Origin of the sequence: Butyrivibrio sp. FC2001 (assembly GCF_000424125.1) — a bacterium.
Lineage (GTDB): Bacteria > Bacillota > Clostridia > Lachnospirales > Lachnospiraceae > Butyrivibrio.
In genome coordinates, this window is sequence record NZ_KE384136.1 from 94,352 (window position 1) to 110,456 (window position 16,105).

Below are 16,105 nucleotides of genomic sequence, written 5' to 3' on the forward strand. Positions count from 1 at the left end.
TCAGTCCCCATCAATAGTACATCTCATACCATCTTTATCACTGCTGTTTCCGCATATGTAATCGGGTCAGAATGCATAAAGAACAGCGTACCTCTTCTTGGCGCGTACAATGTTTCCATTACTGAACCATCATAGGGATTTATGATCTCAGCAAGAGGAGTCCCCTCATCCACACTGTCTCCCACTTTTACAAGCGGCTCAAATATGCCTGATTTGGCAGTTCTGACACTAATCAGCTCCTTATCACTTATAACTATTGACGGGTGATCACTATTTTCCTGGTATTTTACAAATCCAACGCTTTTGCAGAATCTAAGAATAGACAGCACTGCCTGACCGGCACTCTTTTTATCAATCCTACTTGTTGTAGATGTATAGAGGCTGTAAGCTTTTGTGTTCCACACCTGCCAGTTATAGTTCAGCGTTGCCGTATCATACGGTCTGACAGTTCTTTTTACAACGTAAGGCATTCCAAACTTCATTGCCGTTATAACATCAGAATATCCTTCATCCATTAGTCTCACATGTGGTATAAACTCACCCGACATGTAAAATGATGTAAACTGAATCCCATACTCGTAATCTTTTATCTGAGAAAAAATGCCGTCGGCAATTCTCTGGGTAGTCTCCCCTAGGTCATACCCTGGGAACATTCTGTTTATGTCAGTATTATCAATAGTCCAGAATCGCTTCTGCGTATTAATCGAATATGGGTTACAGCAGGGTATAATCAGAATTTTGACATCCGGACGGATTCGTCTTTCTTCCTCAAGCTGCCTGAATTTTTTAACAAGCTGGGAACAACAGTATAACTGCTGAACTTCATTTCCCCTCATGCTTCCGACAATGCAGAGCGACTTCTTGCCTTTGCCAAATTCAAAACCTGTTATTCTGAAACTGTCTCTGTACAGTCCTTTGATCTCATAAATAGTCTTCTTTTTCATACAGCCATGACTTCCTTTTTAAGCAGTCTGCCAATGAGCGATCCTTCATCAACAATCGGATATTCTCTTATGGTAAAAAGAATTCCGTCTACAGGACTTTCAACATTTTGTAAAACCTGCCCGGAAAGCGGATCAATAATCCTCCCAATCCTGTCGCCCTTGCAAAGCTTCTCCCAATGCTTCACATCAGGGATAAAGAGCCCACCTGATGCCGCATTGAGAAAACAGACATCTTCGGTATTCTCAGAAACAATAGGCTTTCTTGGCTCTTTCGTTTCTCCGGTCCACATTCCCATGTAATGCATTAGCCCCAAAATCCCATCCACAAGCTGGTCACCGTACTCTTTTGTTATACGCATTCCAACGCCCATCTCAACAACAAGGCATGGTGTTCCCGCATTGTTTAGGCTGTATGCAAACGTAGACTCAAGAACAGTACTTGCTTCATGTATCCAGACAAAATCAACATTACAGAGCTCAGCCAGCGGAACCAGTTCCTCTTTATGAAGTCTGTTGATCCTTATCTGGGGAATCTCAGTAAGATAAATATTGCTTGCATGGATGTCCAGCACCACATCTGAACCGGACACATCCTTCAAAATATTTGCAGCAAGCAGTTCTGTCATATTACCTTCTGCATTCCCGGGAAATATCCTGTTCATATCAAGGTCAAAAGCTGGTATCCCTCGGGTCACCGAGTCTATCCCAAGTGGATTCATGGCAGGGTAGATGTCAACTATTCCCTTAAGGCACTTTTTGTTTTCCTCTATCTGCCTTGCAAGTTCAAAGCATACATACTGCCCTTCAAGCTCATCTCCGTGTATTCCTGTAACAATGCTTATTCGCTTCGGAACACTTTCAGAGCCATCCGGCAATATGCGTCTTTTTTTTATTCTTAAAACCTCATCAACTGGTAGTGCTACCTCTGCTACAGTTTTTATCATCAGAACAATGCTCCTCTGCTTATAATGCTCTGTCCGGGGCTTATCTCAGATACATTCACATATATATCCTGTGTCTGCTCTCCTCCCCCATGCATAATCCCCCTATTAATCTGGCACTCAGTTGCATCCCTGCCACAGCCTATTTTTATGTGTGAGTCTTGCACCAGAATATTATTTGTCGGGTCAAGGCCGTACCATTTTCCATCATCCGCAACCTCCACCCACGCATGGGACTCGCCCTCTCCTATGATGAGTCCGGTTACGTATCTGGCTGAACATCCTGCCAGATTAAGGAGCGAGATCATGATATGGGAATAATCCTGGCATACTCCCCTTCCAATCGAAAAAGCTTCCTCTGCCACTGTGCCTATGCCGGTGCAGCCCTTTTCATAAACAAGAAAGCCGTGCAGCTTTTCCATTATCTGTTTTGCTTTATCAAGCGGTCTCATCTCATCAAAATAAGGCACAGAAGTCCTTATGGTTCCCATATACTCCCGAAGTTTTTCTCCGGGAGCGGTAAGTCCATGGCTATGCCTGTATATCATCTCTTCAGTTTTAGTTGAGGCAGATTCATGTACCGAACATCCGCATTCTGCATCACCTTTTATATGGTATTTGAAGTATGCATGCGGTATCTCATTGCTGCCATAAATATATCTGTTTCCATGGGAATCCGTAGCCCACTCAGGTTTTGTCTCCGGTATCATATCAATCTTAATGTTTGATATTTTCTGCCTGTCATTATCCTTCGGGATGCACTTTATGGTATAGCAACACCAGGAAACATCAGCAGAATAGCGGATCTCCATGCAATAATCAAAATGAAGTTTTTTCACGACATCACATCCTTAAAATCAGGCAATCAGTGCCTCCACCATTTTTATCACGCCATAATAATCTACTTCCTGTTCCTCAACAGCCCTTCTGATTTCCAGGAGCTTCTCCTTTTTTACGTCCATTCCACTCTTTTCAATCCTGGGGATCATCCGGTTCGCTTCTCTTATCAGCACCTCTCTACCAAGTCCGAGCCTTGCGTACAGATCAAATCGTTCAATCCTTTTACCGGATTTTATGATGTTTCTTATATGATCATCATCCAGCTTGTCGTCAATCATACCCCAGAATGCAAGAATATCATCTATCACAAGCTGCAGCTCAATAAGTGGAGCATCGCTGAGCTTTGCCTTGTTCATCTCATATATAGCAAGCTGGATATAGGAAAGGGATTCAGAACCGATGCTCTCCCTGAGCACAATGGCATTATCATAAGCTCTTATGAGATTGCTGATTATCGAGTCAGGATTATTCTCATCAAAAGGATAAGACTTCATGAAGTCCTGTTTATCCGCGTAAATATCCGGTATATCAATCATCTGGCAAAAATCATGATAGCTGTCGCGAATCTCATCAATCATGGTGTCGTAGCTCTTGAAATAACACCTTACAAGTGTGTACACCCGCTCAGCATATCTTCCAAGCCAATATAGTCTGTTTGTCTGTTCTACTGAGATAATACCCATGTATCTTTAAACCCTCCTCCCTGTGAAGAATTAACTATGAATGAATCAGGATTCCTTGAAAAACGTGTAAGACCACTTTTCCATACAAGCGGTTCTTCCGCCATCAGCACAAATGCCCTGAGGTCAGCTTTTCTTGGAACCATGTCATCGCCTTCAAGAATATCAAGATCCTGGAAGTCAATGACTTCCTGCGCGATGAACCTTCTTGGTTCTGCCTTAAGAAGATTTATAAAGCTCTCCTTCTGTTCCTTTGACATTGAGCTGCCAAATACTACGCCGTAACCGCCTGCTTCAGCCACATCCTTAAGTACCAGGTTGTCAAACTTATCAAGCACATATTTCATGTCTTCTTCATAGAAGGGCAGATATGTCGGAGCATTATTCAGGATTGGCTCTTCTCCCAGGTAATAGCTGATCATTTTCGGAACAAAATAGTAAATTCCCTTATCATCGGCAATTCCGTTGCCGGGTGCATTTATCAGGGCAACATTACCTTTTCTGAAAACATCATATATATGAGGAATTCCTATAACAGACTCGGGGTTGAAATTCATGGGATCAAGATACTCATCTGAGATTCTTCTGTAAACAGCCCCAACTCTTTCGTGCTTTCCATCAGCAGTGATAAAGTACAGTTTGTCATTTTCCACTATGAGTTCCGAACCGTTGGCAAGATGTGCTCCTGTCTGCTCTGCCAGATATGAATGCTCAAAATATGCTGCATTATACCTTCCTGGCGTAAGGATAACCGTGTGTCCTCCCACATTGACGTTATCCATGGTCCTTCTCAGAAGCTTTGCATAATTTCTGTTTTCCTCCAGCCTTACATCATTGAATGTCCCCGGAGAGCTCCTCCTGCAAAGTTCCCTTGCTATCATCGGATATGAAGCGCCTGATGGAACCCGCAGGTTGTCCTCAAGTATATACCACTGCCCGTTCTTTCCCTTTACCAGATCGATCCCTGATATATGGGAATATATCCCTTTTACCGGACACACTCCCTCGCACTCCACCATATAACCACTGGAAGCAAAGATAAAATCCTCAGGCACAACACTGTCCCTTACTATCTTCTTTTCACTGTATATGTCCTTAAGGAAAAGATTCAGTGCAGTAACGCGCTGCTTAAGCCCTTTTTCAAGGTATTCAAATTCATCATGTTCTATGATCCTTGGTATGGCATCAAAAGGAAAAAGCTGTTCCTTAAACTCGTTATTCTTATAGATTCCGAATTTCACTCCATACCTTGCCAGCAGAGCATTGACATCATCTGTGTGCTTTAGCAGATTTACATTGTTCATAAGCCGATTCCCTTCTTCTGAAATAAAACAGATGGTGTAACTTTCGCACTATCTGGTCGCACTCTGCAAAACAGTAATCCGTTCTGTTCCTGTCGTTATCTCCAAGCGTTACTGTTTCCATCGCTCCGGTCATATTCATCAGGTAGTCTGTCATATTCTGTACAGAGGCATTTTTGTTATAGATTTTTATATATGAAAATCCTTCGTAATCATCTGACGGATACGAAAGGATCTTAAGTTCTTCGTAGATATCGCTTCTTTTTATATCCTCTACCAGCTGCTCTATCTTTCTGGTCTCATCGACACACATCATGTATACTACCGGATGATCCTTTGGCCTTTCCTTGTTCAGGTAATTACGGTAGGGAGACTTATGCATTTTCCCATATATATCTTTTTCTGCAGTATTCTTTAGCTCGTCATAATAGATGATAAGTACGTCTTCAAGAATTATTGTCGTAAAGATATTGACCCCCCTGCTTCTGATAAAGTTTTCTATGTTGCAGGCATGCTCTGCGGATATAACATATACCTTCGGGTACCTGTTTTCTTTTATGTCATAAAGGATTGCCCCATCCATCGCTATTATTGGTAGCTTCGGTTTTATATCAGGCATCCCCTCCAAAAATCCGGCTGGTGTCCGCAATGTCATGAATGTAAGCTGCATACCTTTTTCAAGCATGTTCTTTATCATGATCTGACTAAATGGCGTTATTCCTGTCGAAAGACCATCCATAGCCCTATCAACATCTGCAATAAAAAGTGTGTCCCTGTCATATTCACCATGAATACATACTGAGTTCAGGACAAGTCCCACAAATATGCCTATAAGAGTATCCAGAGATCTGTTAGCAACGAATATGTATGGGTTTTCATCCATAAGATGATTTACGACTATGCTCAGAAAAACAACACATGAAAAATACGATGCTTTCTTCTGCTTTATAACAACAGTTGTATAAATTATGGGGATCAGTGCCAATGAAATAATGCAGTAATGGAGAAAGCTGTCCCCAAGCACAGAAATTTCCTGTTTTACAAGTATATAGACTAGTCCATAAGCTGCGCCTATTCCTGTTCCGACTGTCCGCTGAAGTGCATTCCCCACTGTGTTTTTGGTCTGGTTCTGTATGCACCACAGAACCGCCAGTGCTGAATAAAATGGTGTTCCCTGCTTCCCCCTTATAAAATAAATCGCAAAACATATAAGCACCCCAAGTGCTGATTTTATAATCCGCATCCCTATATGCGGAAAGTACACCACCTTTTTCTCATGTATCAGTTCTCAACACTCCCTTCCTTAATGCAAAAAACGGCGCTTCGGTATCAAGCCGAAACGCCATTGTCTCATTGCACTTATATAGGATTAGTTATAATAAAAAAGAAAAGGCGCTCTGAAACACTGTGTGAATCAAAACGCCTTTGTTTGTATACAAGTATACGTATTGTAATTATTTTGACAATTGCCATTTTGTACAAAAATTTTGTGACAATAACTGAGTCTTGTCATTATTTTTGCTAAATCATAGGTTTTTTCATAGGTTATCAAGTTCCTCAATTCTTAATCAATAATGTCATTCTGAAACCTTGACAGATGCTCATATGGCAAGAGTATCGCCTGAATATAAATAATCATTGAGCGTTACCATTCCCATCCCCCATTTCTTCATGTTTTTAGCAACAGGTGATTCTTTTCCAAATCATAGAAAAGAGTGCATTCAGCATCTTTCATGTCAAAGACCTTTACGATGTCTGCATCGCTGTCCGTATCCGTAAAATCTGCGGTAATATTTCTAAAAGCTGAGAGCTTATCCGGTGAGAAATGCAGAGTATTCTCGTTTGCAAAAGCAGCTGTATATAGAATATCTGCTTCTACAAGATCCTGGAAAATGTGGCTTCCATAGGACAGCTCCGGGTTATAGCCAGCCTCCTTTTCCTCAACTTCACATACCGCCTCAAATTCACTGATATCCGCAAAGGTTGTAGGTACCCCAAGTTCAGGAGATGAAGTACCTATACGCCCTGGAACGACCAACATCATGTGCCTGCCCTGTTCTCTGAATGTCCAGTTTACCTTGCCTATGATCCTTGCAATCCGGGTCTTGTCAGCGTATGGCATTTCATAGTATGCCTTGGGATCAACATAGACTATCAGGTCAATAGGAACACTCCTCGAGAGCCCCATTGAAGAGCCTACGCTTTCAAGGATGATGTTATCCTCCGGTACACTTTCGGGAACAACTACTTGTGCTGTATCCTTGAATACCTGAAGCGGCCTGCATTGCAGGAGGTTTATGGAATACTCACCGTTTTCCGAAAGGTTCATTGTAAACTCTATATCTACAGGATGCTCATATTCCTTCTGGATTATCTGCATAAGCTGCTGCATCTGTGTCATTATGGTCTGCTTTTTCACAAGGCCTCTACAGGATATGAATCTCACATCCCGGTATATACCACGCTCTTTTAAAGAATCCTCCACTTCATAATCGTGTTCGAGAAGTGTGTTTATCAGATACATCGGAAGCTTGCCTTCAATATCTCTAAGCTCCAATCGTTTCAATGCATGCTCGCTCACGTCCATGGCTTCTACCGCCCGCTGAGAAAACTGGTGCTTTTCAGCTACGGTGACTGATGAAGTTGCCTCCGGCATATCAAGGCTTACAAGACGGGGATATGAGCCCATAGTCCTGTCCACAGCTGATGTACCAAGACCCATGACAAGCCTTAACATTCCAGCCTTTGGGGCGATGTCCGCAAGGAATTTGTATGGACTGTAGGAATAGCCAACACCAGCAGCACAGGGCATATAATAAGGACCATAATAAGACCCTGAAACTCTCTGTATTAGTAGTGCCATCTGCTCATCCCTTTTATCAAGTCCACGCCTCTTTCTGTAATCAAGGGCAGACAGGCTCATGGTGCTGGCATATACTGTTCTGATGGCATTCTCAAATTCTTCAAGCCTCTCCTCTAAGGTGCCCCTGTTTGCACAGAATACCGATTCATACTTTCCGGCAAAAGCATTTCCAAATCCATCCTCGAGGATACTGCTTGACCTTACAATAAACGGATCCTGCCCATAGTATTCCAGGATATGCTTAAACTGAGTCCTTAGTTCTTCTGAAAAAGAGCCCTGCTTCAGCTTTGTTGCAAACTCATCGGCAAGTGAAAAATACTCTTCTTCAGTCCTTTGGCGAATCCGCAGATCCCAGAACTCATTGTCAACGATATAAGTATAATAAACATCGGAGCCCATAAAGAATGAATCGTGGGGTTCCAACACTTCGTTTATCTCAGGATTCTCGTTGCGGATGATAGCCCTGGCAAGAAGCATTCCGCAGGCCTTTCCTCCAATGAGTCCTGTCCCTATCATATGATTCCTGACAGCAAAATAGTCCTCAGGCTCAAAATGCTTTTTTACCATCTGTCTCATCTTCTCATCCCTGGTCATCATGATATTGCACATCATGTTGCAGGACTCTGTCATATCCATATGGCTGTCATACTGGAGCTTTGCCGTATTAAAAAACTTATCCCAGAAATCAACATACTGATCCTCCCCAGGTCTCTGGAAATTATCAAGAAGCTGATAGAAACGGCTGGACTGGACGCCATCAAGGATTGGCCTGAAGGTTCCTTCATCTTTTTTATAAATATGCGGAAGGAACATAGTCTCTGAATCCCTGTTCCAGACCTTCTCAGGGCGTACATAAACATTTTTAGAATCAGAATATACATCAAGAAAAAGCTGCGTTGTATTGAGGATTTTATTGACTGCGTGAAAAGAATGCTTTCCCCGTATTATCGGGAAAAACGCAACAGTGTCGAGAATAAAGAGGAACGGACACGTAACCCTAAAGAAATTCCCCATCATGAGGTCAGTAGCCCAGCGTATCTGCAGCTCTGACAAGCAGTCAAAAACATAGAAGGCATCCTTTCCTTCTTTTTCAATGATATTATGTATATCTACGGTGAACGTCTCAAAGCGGTGTGTTAGCGGTACCTGATATATCTTTACCTCAGGACAGTCTTCCACAAGCGGATCGTGACTGGCAAATCTGAAGTAGATTATGTTTCTCCCATCCTTCTTCGCCTGCTCAACGTAAGGATCAACAAACATTCTAAACTCCGAAAGGTCAGAAACCCTGAAAACAACGTTGTCACCAAGCCTGATGTTATCAAGCGCTTTATCCATTTCCGGTATCCCGGACAATACACGTTCAAATGCTGCCATACCTACAACCTCCTATTGCATTTACAGCCATACAAAAGAAAAAAGCAAAGTCTGCCAACATTTCTGTAAGCTCCTTTGCTTCTTTATTTATAATAGCACATTCTTTTTCCTTCAACACTCTTTTTCACAATAGGATGCAAGTCTGCTTATATTCATCATAACTTTTTTATCTCATTACTTAGATTCTCTGACCCTCTTTCTTTTTGCAGCCTCCAAAACGCTTGCAAGATTACCTTCGTTAAGCAGCTTCGGATAATTATCATCGATATCCTTGAGAATTACCCGGTTATCAGACTCTGACGATCTGGTACTGTCATATAGCTCCTCCAGATTGTCCGCAGAAAAGATACTATCAAGAAGCTTTCTTGCTTCTTCAGGATGAGAAAGATTTTCAAAGCTTTCATAAAAATTCACAACAGCTTTCTCTATTAGCTCTCTCGTGATATTCTCTGACTTTATGATGCCGACAGCATCTGACATATCATACTTGTATGGCCTCATTGAAGCCAGTTTCATTGCAACATCGTACTCTGATGGGAGCATCCTTACTTCAAGTATGTTTGCAAACATTTTATAATGCTTGGAATACTGCCGAATCTTTTCAGTATATGAGCTGGTTTTTCTAAATTTCTCGTTGATCCATCCAGTCGGAAGTCCGTTTCTGTCGCCCACGATGTTTATGGCATCTTTCATGGAAGATGATGCAAAAATCAGACTATCGATATCCGTTGTAGATGGACGAAATCCATATTTTGAAACTATTGCTGCACCGCCTATAATTACAATCTCTGCTGGAATGTTCTTTCTATTAAGCTTTTTATACTCTTTTGCCAGCTGAAACAACAGATTGTCTATATTTTCTTTTGTAAATATAACCTTATCCATTTATAATCTCACATTCTACTATATTAAAATTAAGAAACTCAGGAATAGCGTGATCCATAGCCTCTTTGTGTGCATCTTTTCCCAAGAGTTTTTCTGACAATTCTGTATCAGCAGGGAATACAGGCTTCTCCAGTTTATAGCGCCTTATTTCTTCATATTCATTACACTTTGGAAGTCCGTTACGCTTACTTAGATAATCCAGCATTGCAAGAAGATAAAATGCCTCAGCCTTCATATCCAGTTTCCAGTAATAATTTATTTTTTTCTTTTCCAGGAGGTCGATCACATAATCAATTTCGCCCATCCGATTTACCAAATGACACTGCTCGCTTCTGAACAAATTGAAAGAATGATTCTTGTCACACAGTGTAAGAAGTTCATCTATTGTAAGATTAAGTGCGTCCGCTATCTTTTTCACAACACCAAGGGCACAGTTAAGGATATCCACCTTGCCATTAACGATGTTAAAGACCGTAGGATACGCTACCAGAGCGCTATTAGCGACTTTATATATCGATATTCTATTGTCTTCCAGGTATTGCTTAATGTACATAGTTGGCTCCTCCTTCTGCTTAAATTATATACTCAAAATTATATATACGCAAGAGTATATATAATTCTAAAAATAATCCGAACCAGAACAGGCTCGGATTGATGAATAATAATACAATGTTTTGTATATGGTTTTCTGGCTATAAATCTTTCATTAAACTGGAATAGAATTTATCGATTTAATATGCAAATAGTCATACTACACACATTGTTACAAGCACAAACGGATATTGACTTAAGCCTTTCATAAATGTATAGTCTAAAAAAGGAAGCAGCCACTCCGATTGCTTTCTTACAAATCTAAATTATCATAGAATACCCATATTTACAGAAAAAATTTCAACCTCTCTAAAAAACAGCTCAACTTGTTTGCATATATTGTACAAACAAGTTGAACTTTATTTATTTTTTCTATGATACTTCTTTCCTTTTCACTATATGCCCCGGTGTCAGTCGCAGCAGGATTTCTCCGACTCCGTTTCGCTCTCATCACAGCATGAAGGTGTTGCGCCATCTTCCTCCTGCTCGCAACAGGTATTTTTGCCTTCGGATGCGCTGCCGTTCTTTATACTGCAGCCTGTAATCATACCGGCAAACAGCGTTGCCACAATCATGGCCATCATTACTCTCTTCATATTTATTTCTTCTCCTTGCCAAACTATTATAATGTCTGATCAAACCTTGACCTTTTCATTTTTGTTAATCTGTATAATCCTGCCGTCCTGGATGACAATGGTTATGCTTCCGTATTCTATTTCCTTTACTATCTTCTCAACCTCTGCAAGATAATTCTTCTCACTATATCTTTGTTTACAGGCTCTGATTTTCCCCATTACACTTCTCCTCTAATTTCCATTTCATTTTAAGTTCTCAACATCAGTACTCCCATGTGACGAATTCCTTTTTCAATGCTCCAATAATGATGTTCAGAAGTGAAACCACCAGACCGATGAAAATAATACCGGCTATAGCTTTCGTATAATTGGCATAGGTAAGTGCCACTCTGACGTAGTATCCCATTCCGCTTGAAGCTCCTATCATCTCCGCAGCAGTCAAAGTCATAAGCGCCGTTGCAAGATTTATCGGAAGATTGTTGATGATTCTCGGTAGGTTAAAGGGAATAATAATCTTAAACAGCATCGGCAAGGTCTTCATATTCAGAACCTTCGCTGAATTTATCACCTTCTTCTCAACAAAAGCGGTATTATTAATGCTTCCCATAAAGCTTCCCCAAAACACTGATAGAAATACTACCGTAAGTGATGCCAAAAAGAAGGTAGGCATTATAAGCACAATGTAGGATGTGTAAATAAGTGGCGGAACTGTTGAAATTGCTTTTACCACAGGATAGATAGCATTTGTAAGCCTTGGCACCCACCCAACAAGAGTTCCCAGGATAACGGCAAAAAACAGTGCCAGAAATACACCAACTCCATATTGGAAAAGCCTCTCTTTTGTACATATTTTTTACATAGTTTCATACATATTTCATTTCAAAAAATGATATATTTTGATGATTTATCACGACATCACATAAACAATGTGAAAGAAAAGAAAAATCAGTATTCATCTAGTGTTTCGCAACTTCCATAACACTCTATGAATACTGATAAAAATTCATGCAGAAGATGGGACTTGAACCCACACGCCTTGCGGCACAGGAACCTAAATCCTGCATGTCTGCCAATTCCATCACTTCTGCTAGCCTTAATAATATACCGCCTGTAGTGCATTTTAGTCAATGATTTCATAGTATATTTACGTATATTTTTTTCCTGATTACGCAGACAAATATTGCTCCGGAAAATCGTACTCTATCTTCTTATGGCCATTCCTGTTCATACGTGCCTCTGAACTGACCTTCATCAATAGTATGTTTTAATAATACTACATGCAGAAGCACAGATATAATCGCTACCAAGCGAATATATCCCATCCAGAATATTATGACATCAACATGCTCTCCAATAAAGCTTTTCAAGACAAAATCAATATACTCCATAGTAATCCCCCTTAAATCGTTCAAACCATATACTATTATAGCAGTTAAATAGATTATAGCAAATTAAGTGGTATAATTATTGGACACCAATTCAAAAATGGTTACTATTCACACTTTCCCAGATATGGTATCTTTCACATAAAGAGTTTACGGTCATATAAAAATGCTAAGAAGCTAGAAAAAATCTGACTTTTTTGCGTTTTTTTGTTGCCTCCTTTATCTTTATGTGTTATGCTATACACATAAAGATAAAGGAGGCAAACTATGGGAATTGTATATCAGACCGACAAGAGATCTGGCATCACATATGCCTATGAAAATCAATCATTCTGGGATCCGGAGCTCAAGCGTTCCAAATCAAAAAGAAAGCTGATTGGCCGCATTGACCCTGAAACAAAACAGATTATCCCTACCGATGGCAGGTGCAAAAAGCGCAGTCCTTCCTATGAAGCAGGAAGTGATGATTACGAAATGCCTAAGACAATGAAAGGTCTTAAAGATGAAATCCGCAGGCTTTTAAAAGAGAATCAAGAGCTGCGTGATCAGTTGGAAAAATATAAATCAAAGTGATGGGAATAACCGGGGATGGAACTGAAAGAAGCATATGAAGTTATAAAAAAGGAATGGCACGCTGCTGAGCGCAAGGTCAAAAAACTTGAGAAAGAGCTGGAAAAGCTCAGAAAAGAAGGTGCTTCAGACTCTCGCGTGCAAAAGCTTCTCAGCCAGATCCAAGGCCTCAACAAAAAGATTTCACAATACAAATCCCTCGCTGATCGTTATCAGGAGCTTTATGAAAAAGAGCGCGCCAAAGTCAAGGAACTGGAGAATGATAAGTTCAGCCTTGAACTTGAGAATCAGCATTTAAGGGACAAGTTGGAATTCCTGGAAGAAGCTTCTTCCGAAGAAATCACAGCTTCAAAAGAAGCAGAAGCCCAGATAGCGGCACTTAAGGATGAAGTTGCAAGACTTACAGCAAGACTCAATAATAACGGAACCAATACTGGCACTCCTACATCCAAGACCGCAATCGATCAGAAAAAAGTTATCCCAAACTCTAGAGAAAAATCAGGTCTTCCTAAAGGTGGGCAAACCGGTCATGAGAAGCATGAAATGCCCCAGTTTTCTGATGAAGAAATCACTGACACCATCCCTCATGAGCTTACTGAATGTCCCAAATGCGGCAGCCATAACCTTGAAGAAATTGAAGAATCTTACAAGGATGAGTTCGATTACGAAGTAAAGGTCATCAAGCGCAGACACAGGTTTGTCATCTATAAATGTCTTGACTGTGGTGCAACAGTCAAAGCTCCTCTCGGTTCTCTTAAAGCTGCAAACCAGTATGGCAAGGTAATCCAGGCAATGGCACTATCGCTCATGGATCTTGGCTTTGTAAGCATTAACCGCACAAGAAAAATACTGACAGGATTTTCTCCTGAACCGCTTACCCTCAGCGAAGGGTATCTTGCAAAACTTCAAAAGCGTTACTCAAAAAAGCTCCATGCTTTTATCTCAGACCTGAAAAATATAATCATAGGACTGCCTCTTATCTACTGGGATGACACTGTAGTCTTTGTAAATACAGCAAGAGCTTGTATGAGGTTTTATGGAAATGAACGTATAGCCCTGTATACTGCACATCTACATAAAGACCTTGAAGGAATCCTTGAAGATAACATCCTTCCTGTGCTAAGTTCCGGAACAAAAGTCATGCATGATCATAACACCATCAATTATCATGAAGGCTTTGTCTTCAGAAATGTAGAATGCAATCAACATCTGGAAAGGGATCTGCAGAAGCTGTTCGATTCATCAAGCCACCCTTGGATCAAAACGCTAAAAGAGCTGATACAGTCTATGATGCACGACCAGAAACATCTGATAGCCGAAGGTGCTACTGCTTTCTCAAAAGAAGCTGTTGAAGCTTTCCTCATGAAAGTGGATTCTCTTTTGGATAGTGGATATAAAGAGTACATTGCTGATTTGGGGCATTATTATGAAAGTGATGAGAATGCTCTTCTCAACAGAATAAGAGAATACAAGAACAACTACTTTGACTGGGTTAAGGATTTCTCCATCCCAACAACAAACACCCTCAGCGAGAGGTCACTCAGATTCGTAAAAACCAAAGACAAAGTGTCCGGACAGTTCCAAAGCATTGAATACGCATCATATTTTGCAGATATCAGGACATATCTTGAAACCTGCGCCAGAAATGGTATTAATGAATTCACTGCCCTCTTAAGACTGGCTTCTGGAGAACCATATACTGTAGAAGAACTATTAGGCGGAGCATAACTCCGCCTAGAAATAGTGCTTTCTTTTCAACAAACTTGAATTTATTTTTCATCAAAAAACTCTATTTCTTCTCCCAGCGGTCCAAAGCAAAATGCCATTCTAAATTGATATTCAGGCGAAGAATTAATAACTTTATCATTTGGTTCAACAAAAACTTCATATCCCGCTTTTTTTACTTTATCTATAACATTGTCAACATCTTCTGTTGCAAATGCAATATGACGAATAGAACCTTTCCTATGTTCGCCATTACCAGTTACAAATACTTCAATCAGCCCGTTGCCGCTATCTATCATTATTCCTTCTGGCCATTCCCGGCAAATAGACATACCAAGTACATTTATATAAAAGTCTTTTACTCTATCTATTTCTCCAATATTGCATTTCATCGATATGTGATGTATACCTTTTACCATTTTCGTCCTCTCCTTGGTCGATGTTTTCGACAAACTCCGATTTCTAAAGCTCACATACCATGATGAATTCCTCATCATTTTCATTCATGATCCTCGTCCAGACAGCCCCAACTATTTTTCCGTCGTGGATCGCGACGAGGCAGTTGTCTCCAGACTTTGTACCGAAACCATCAGTGTATACGCGCAGTTCCGGTTTCTCTACAATATCTCTCGAAGGCGGCTCCACACCTTCCGGAATGAATATGGCTTCATATAAAAAGTCTTTGAGAAGACCGAGTTCGTTTTCCCGAATACAACGGAACTCTATTACGTTCTTCATACCATCTTTACACCTTATTTGGAATAGTTCTCAAAGCACCATTTTGCGATCCTTATGATAAGTGCTTCCGGTAAAGGCTGATCATAGGGGATCCGTATCGTGCCCTTGCTTACGTCATAATCGGAGAGTTCCTCCGTAAATACAGCTGTAGCCTCATCACCGGGATAAATGCCCAGATGTTTCTTTGATGCTGCGAAATGAATGATATTACGACCTTTCCAGTAAGTGGGCATCGACCAGGAGATCCGTTCCTCCGCGTCTGGCAGTGCATCACGAAGAATCTCCCGAATCTCCATTAATCTGGGCTTATATTTCTCATCCTGGGCAGCAATGTATTCATCAATATTCTGCGGTTTCACACAGTAATGGTCCTGGTTTTGTCTGCTGAACTCTCTGCCGCATTTCGGACATTTCCATGCCATGGCTTCACCTCTTCAAACCTCGATTTGCTTAATACAAAGATTCTAACCGTTTCAACAATAAAAATAAAGCCCACTGATGTGAACTTCATTCTTCACTTCCATTTATCTGTGAATGGTAACACGAATATTATTAGAATTTGTCGACCTATTTGCAATGCATTTATTTCAAATACCTGTTGTTTTTTCAATATTTCTCGATATCAACAGGCCCAAAAGCCAAATTTAGCATGTTGAAATTCCATTTTTCATTATTCCAACAGTCTCCAAG

At 40.7% G+C, this 16,105-nt stretch carries 18 protein-coding genes and 1 tRNA gene; 2 read left to right on the forward strand and 17 right to left on the reverse strand.

Annotated elements, in window-relative coordinates; genetic code table 11:
* Window positions 1–23: 23 nt before the first annotated feature.
* The 14 genes from G601_RS0121120 to G601_RS0121185 all read right to left on the reverse strand — a co-directional run bounded on the left by G601_RS0121120 (window position 24) and on the right by G601_RS0121185 (window position 12,385).
* On the reverse strand, window positions 24–944 hold the full coding sequence (locus tag G601_RS0121120; RefSeq protein ID WP_026666521.1) for a M14 family metallopeptidase: 921 nt from the start codon (window positions 942–944) through the stop codon (window positions 24–26).
* Window positions 941–1,888 (reverse strand): M14 family metallopeptidase, encoded by a 948-nt coding sequence (locus G601_RS0121125; protein WP_026666522.1) that lies wholly within the window; start codon window positions 1,886–1,888, stop codon window positions 941–943. Before G601_RS0121125 ends, G601_RS0121120 begins: the two co-directional genes overlap by 4 nt.
* The gene (locus G601_RS24505; protein WP_051206141.1) at window positions 1,888–2,724 is read right to left on the reverse strand and encodes a transglutaminase-like domain-containing protein; all 837 of its coding nucleotides are present in this window, start codon (window positions 2,722–2,724) and stop codon (window positions 1,888–1,890) included. Before G601_RS24505 ends, G601_RS0121125 begins: the two co-directional genes overlap by 1 nt.
* An 18-nt stretch (window positions 2,725–2,742) precedes the next feature.
* Window positions 2,743–3,408, reverse strand: coding sequence for an alpha-E domain-containing protein (locus G601_RS0121135; protein WP_026666523.1), 666 nt, complete (start codon window positions 3,406–3,408; stop codon window positions 2,743–2,745).
* A complete protein-coding gene (locus tag G601_RS0121140) occupies window positions 3,390–4,709 on the reverse strand; it encodes a circularly permuted type 2 ATP-grasp protein (protein ID WP_026666524.1) in 1,320 nt (439 codons plus the stop codon). Before G601_RS0121140 ends, G601_RS0121135 begins: the two co-directional genes overlap by 19 nt.
* The gene (locus tag G601_RS0121145; protein WP_026666525.1) at window positions 4,675–5,949 is read right to left on the reverse strand and encodes an FUSC family protein; all 1,275 of its coding nucleotides are present in this window, start codon (window positions 5,947–5,949) and stop codon (window positions 4,675–4,677) included. The genes G601_RS0121140 and G601_RS0121145 overlap by 35 nt, the downstream gene beginning before the upstream one ends.
* A 426-nt stretch (window positions 5,950–6,375) precedes the next feature.
* A complete protein-coding gene (locus G601_RS0121150; protein WP_026666526.1) occupies window positions 6,376–8,946 on the reverse strand; it encodes a PEP/pyruvate-binding domain-containing protein in 2,571 nt (856 codons plus the stop codon).
* Window positions 8,947–9,120: 174 nt separating this feature from the next.
* Entirely contained in the window at window positions 9,121–9,831 is a 711-nt protein-coding gene (locus tag G601_RS0121155; protein ID WP_026666527.1) for a DUF6036 family nucleotidyltransferase, read from the reverse strand.
* Window positions 9,824–10,384 carry a helix-turn-helix domain-containing protein gene (locus G601_RS0121160; protein WP_026666528.1) on the reverse strand — a complete coding sequence of 187 codons (561 nt, stop codon included), beginning with the start codon at window positions 10,382–10,384 and terminating at the stop codon, window positions 9,824–9,826. The genes G601_RS0121155 and G601_RS0121160 overlap by 8 nt, the downstream gene beginning before the upstream one ends.
* Before the next feature lie 448 nt (window positions 10,385–10,832).
* The gene (locus G601_RS0121165; protein WP_026666529.1) at window positions 10,833–11,018 is read right to left on the reverse strand and encodes a hypothetical protein; all 186 of its coding nucleotides are present in this window, start codon (window positions 11,016–11,018) and stop codon (window positions 10,833–10,835) included.
* A 39-nt stretch (window positions 11,019–11,057) separates the two neighbouring features.
* On the reverse strand, window positions 11,058–11,216 hold the full coding sequence (locus G601_RS25935) for a YezD family protein (RefSeq protein ID WP_081673663.1): 159 nt from the start codon (window positions 11,214–11,216) through the stop codon (window positions 11,058–11,060).
* A 43-nt stretch (window positions 11,217–11,259) separates the two neighbouring features.
* A complete protein-coding gene (locus G601_RS25940) occupies window positions 11,260–11,847 on the reverse strand; it encodes an ABC transporter permease (protein ID WP_081673664.1) in 588 nt (195 codons plus the stop codon).
* A 156-nt stretch (window positions 11,848–12,003) separates the two neighbouring features.
* Window positions 12,004–12,085 (reverse strand) — tRNA-Leu (locus G601_RS0121180).
* A gap of 120 nt (window positions 12,086–12,205) precedes the next feature.
* On the reverse strand, window positions 12,206–12,385 hold the full coding sequence (locus tag G601_RS0121185; RefSeq protein ID WP_026491202.1) for a hypothetical protein: 180 nt from the start codon (window positions 12,383–12,385) through the stop codon (window positions 12,206–12,208).
* A 264-nt stretch (window positions 12,386–12,649) separates the two neighbouring features.
* On the opposite strand from G601_RS0121185, the gene G601_RS0121190 reads away from it, so the two are divergent.
* A complete protein-coding gene (locus tag G601_RS0121190) occupies window positions 12,650–12,955 on the forward strand; it encodes a hypothetical protein (RefSeq protein ID WP_026666530.1) in 306 nt (101 codons plus the stop codon).
* A 15-nt stretch (window positions 12,956–12,970) separates the two neighbouring features.
* Window positions 12,971–14,680 carry an IS66 family transposase gene (locus tag G601_RS0121195; RefSeq protein ID WP_026666531.1) on the forward strand — a complete coding sequence of 570 codons (1,710 nt, stop codon included), beginning with the start codon at window positions 12,971–12,973 and terminating at the stop codon, window positions 14,678–14,680.
* Between the two features lie 41 nt (window positions 14,681–14,721).
* Here the strand turns inward: G601_RS0121195 and G601_RS0121200 are convergent, their stop codons facing one another.
* From G601_RS0121200 to G601_RS0121210, 3 genes are read right to left on the reverse strand one after another with little or no spacing between them, the layout of a single operon-like run.
* Window positions 14,722–15,096 carry a VOC family protein gene (locus G601_RS0121200; RefSeq protein ID WP_026491205.1) on the reverse strand — a complete coding sequence of 125 codons (375 nt, stop codon included), beginning with the start codon at window positions 15,094–15,096 and terminating at the stop codon, window positions 14,722–14,724.
* A 43-nt stretch (window positions 15,097–15,139) separates the two neighbouring features.
* Complete coding sequence (locus G601_RS24515; RefSeq protein WP_196808940.1) at window positions 15,140–15,415, reverse strand: hypothetical protein; 276 nt, start codon at window positions 15,413–15,415, stop codon at window positions 15,140–15,142.
* A 14-nt stretch (window positions 15,416–15,429) separates the two neighbouring features.
* Window positions 15,430–15,837 (reverse strand): iron chaperone, encoded by a 408-nt coding sequence (locus G601_RS0121210; protein WP_022762558.1) that lies wholly within the window; start codon window positions 15,835–15,837, stop codon window positions 15,430–15,432.
* Window positions 15,838–16,105: the final 268 nt, after the last annotated feature.

Excerpts from the sequence above, each read along its gene's own strand:
- G601_RS0121195 (WP_026666531.1), top strand. The coding sequence starts at position 12,971 with ATGGAACTGAAAGAAGCATATGAAGTTATAAAAAAGGAATGGCACGCT.
- G601_RS25935 (WP_081673663.1), bottom strand. The coding sequence starts at position 11,216 with ATGGGGAAAATCAGAGCCTGTAAACAAAGATATAGTGAGAAGAATTAT.
- G601_RS0121135 (WP_026666523.1), bottom strand. The coding sequence starts at position 3,408 with ATGGGTATTATCTCAGTAGAACAGACAAACAGACTATATTGGCTTGGA.
- G601_RS24515 (WP_196808940.1), bottom strand. The coding sequence starts at position 15,415 with ATGAAGAACGTAATAGAGTTCCGTTGTATTCGGGAAAACGAACTCGGT.
- G601_RS0121210 (WP_022762558.1), bottom strand. The coding sequence starts at position 15,837 with ATGGCATGGAAATGTCCGAAATGCGGCAGAGAGTTCAGCAGACAAAAC.
- G601_RS0121165 (WP_026666529.1), bottom strand. The coding sequence starts at position 11,018 with ATGAAGAGAGTAATGATGGCCATGATTGTGGCAACGCTGTTTGCCGGT.
- G601_RS0121145 (WP_026666525.1), bottom strand. The coding sequence starts at position 5,949 with ATGCGGATTATAAAATCAGCACTTGGGGTGCTTATATGTTTTGCGATT.
- G601_RS0121200 (WP_026491205.1), bottom strand. The coding sequence starts at position 15,096 with ATGGTAAAAGGTATACATCACATATCGATGAAATGCAATATTGGAGAA.
- G601_RS0121150 (WP_026666526.1), bottom strand. The coding sequence starts at position 8,946 with ATGGCAGCATTTGAACGTGTATTGTCCGGGATACCGGAAATGGATAAA.
- G601_RS0121140 (WP_026666524.1), bottom strand. The coding sequence starts at position 4,709 with ATGAACAATGTAAATCTGCTAAAGCACACAGATGATGTCAATGCTCTG.
- G601_RS0121155 (WP_026666527.1), bottom strand. The coding sequence starts at position 9,831 with ATGGATAAGGTTATATTTACAAAAGAAAATATAGACAATCTGTTGTTT.
- G601_RS0121120 (WP_026666521.1), bottom strand. The coding sequence starts at position 944 with ATGAAAAAGAAGACTATTTATGAGATCAAAGGACTGTACAGAGACAGT.
- G601_RS0121125 (WP_026666522.1), bottom strand. The coding sequence starts at position 1,888 with ATGATAAAAACTGTAGCAGAGGTAGCACTACCAGTTGATGAGGTTTTA.
- G601_RS0121185 (WP_026491202.1), bottom strand. The coding sequence starts at position 12,385 with ATGGAGTATATTGATTTTGTCTTGAAAAGCTTTATTGGAGAGCATGTT.
- G601_RS0121160 (WP_026666528.1), bottom strand. The coding sequence starts at position 10,384 with ATGTACATTAAGCAATACCTGGAAGACAATAGAATATCGATATATAAA.
- G601_RS0121190 (WP_026666530.1), top strand. The coding sequence starts at position 12,650 with ATGGGAATTGTATATCAGACCGACAAGAGATCTGGCATCACATATGCC.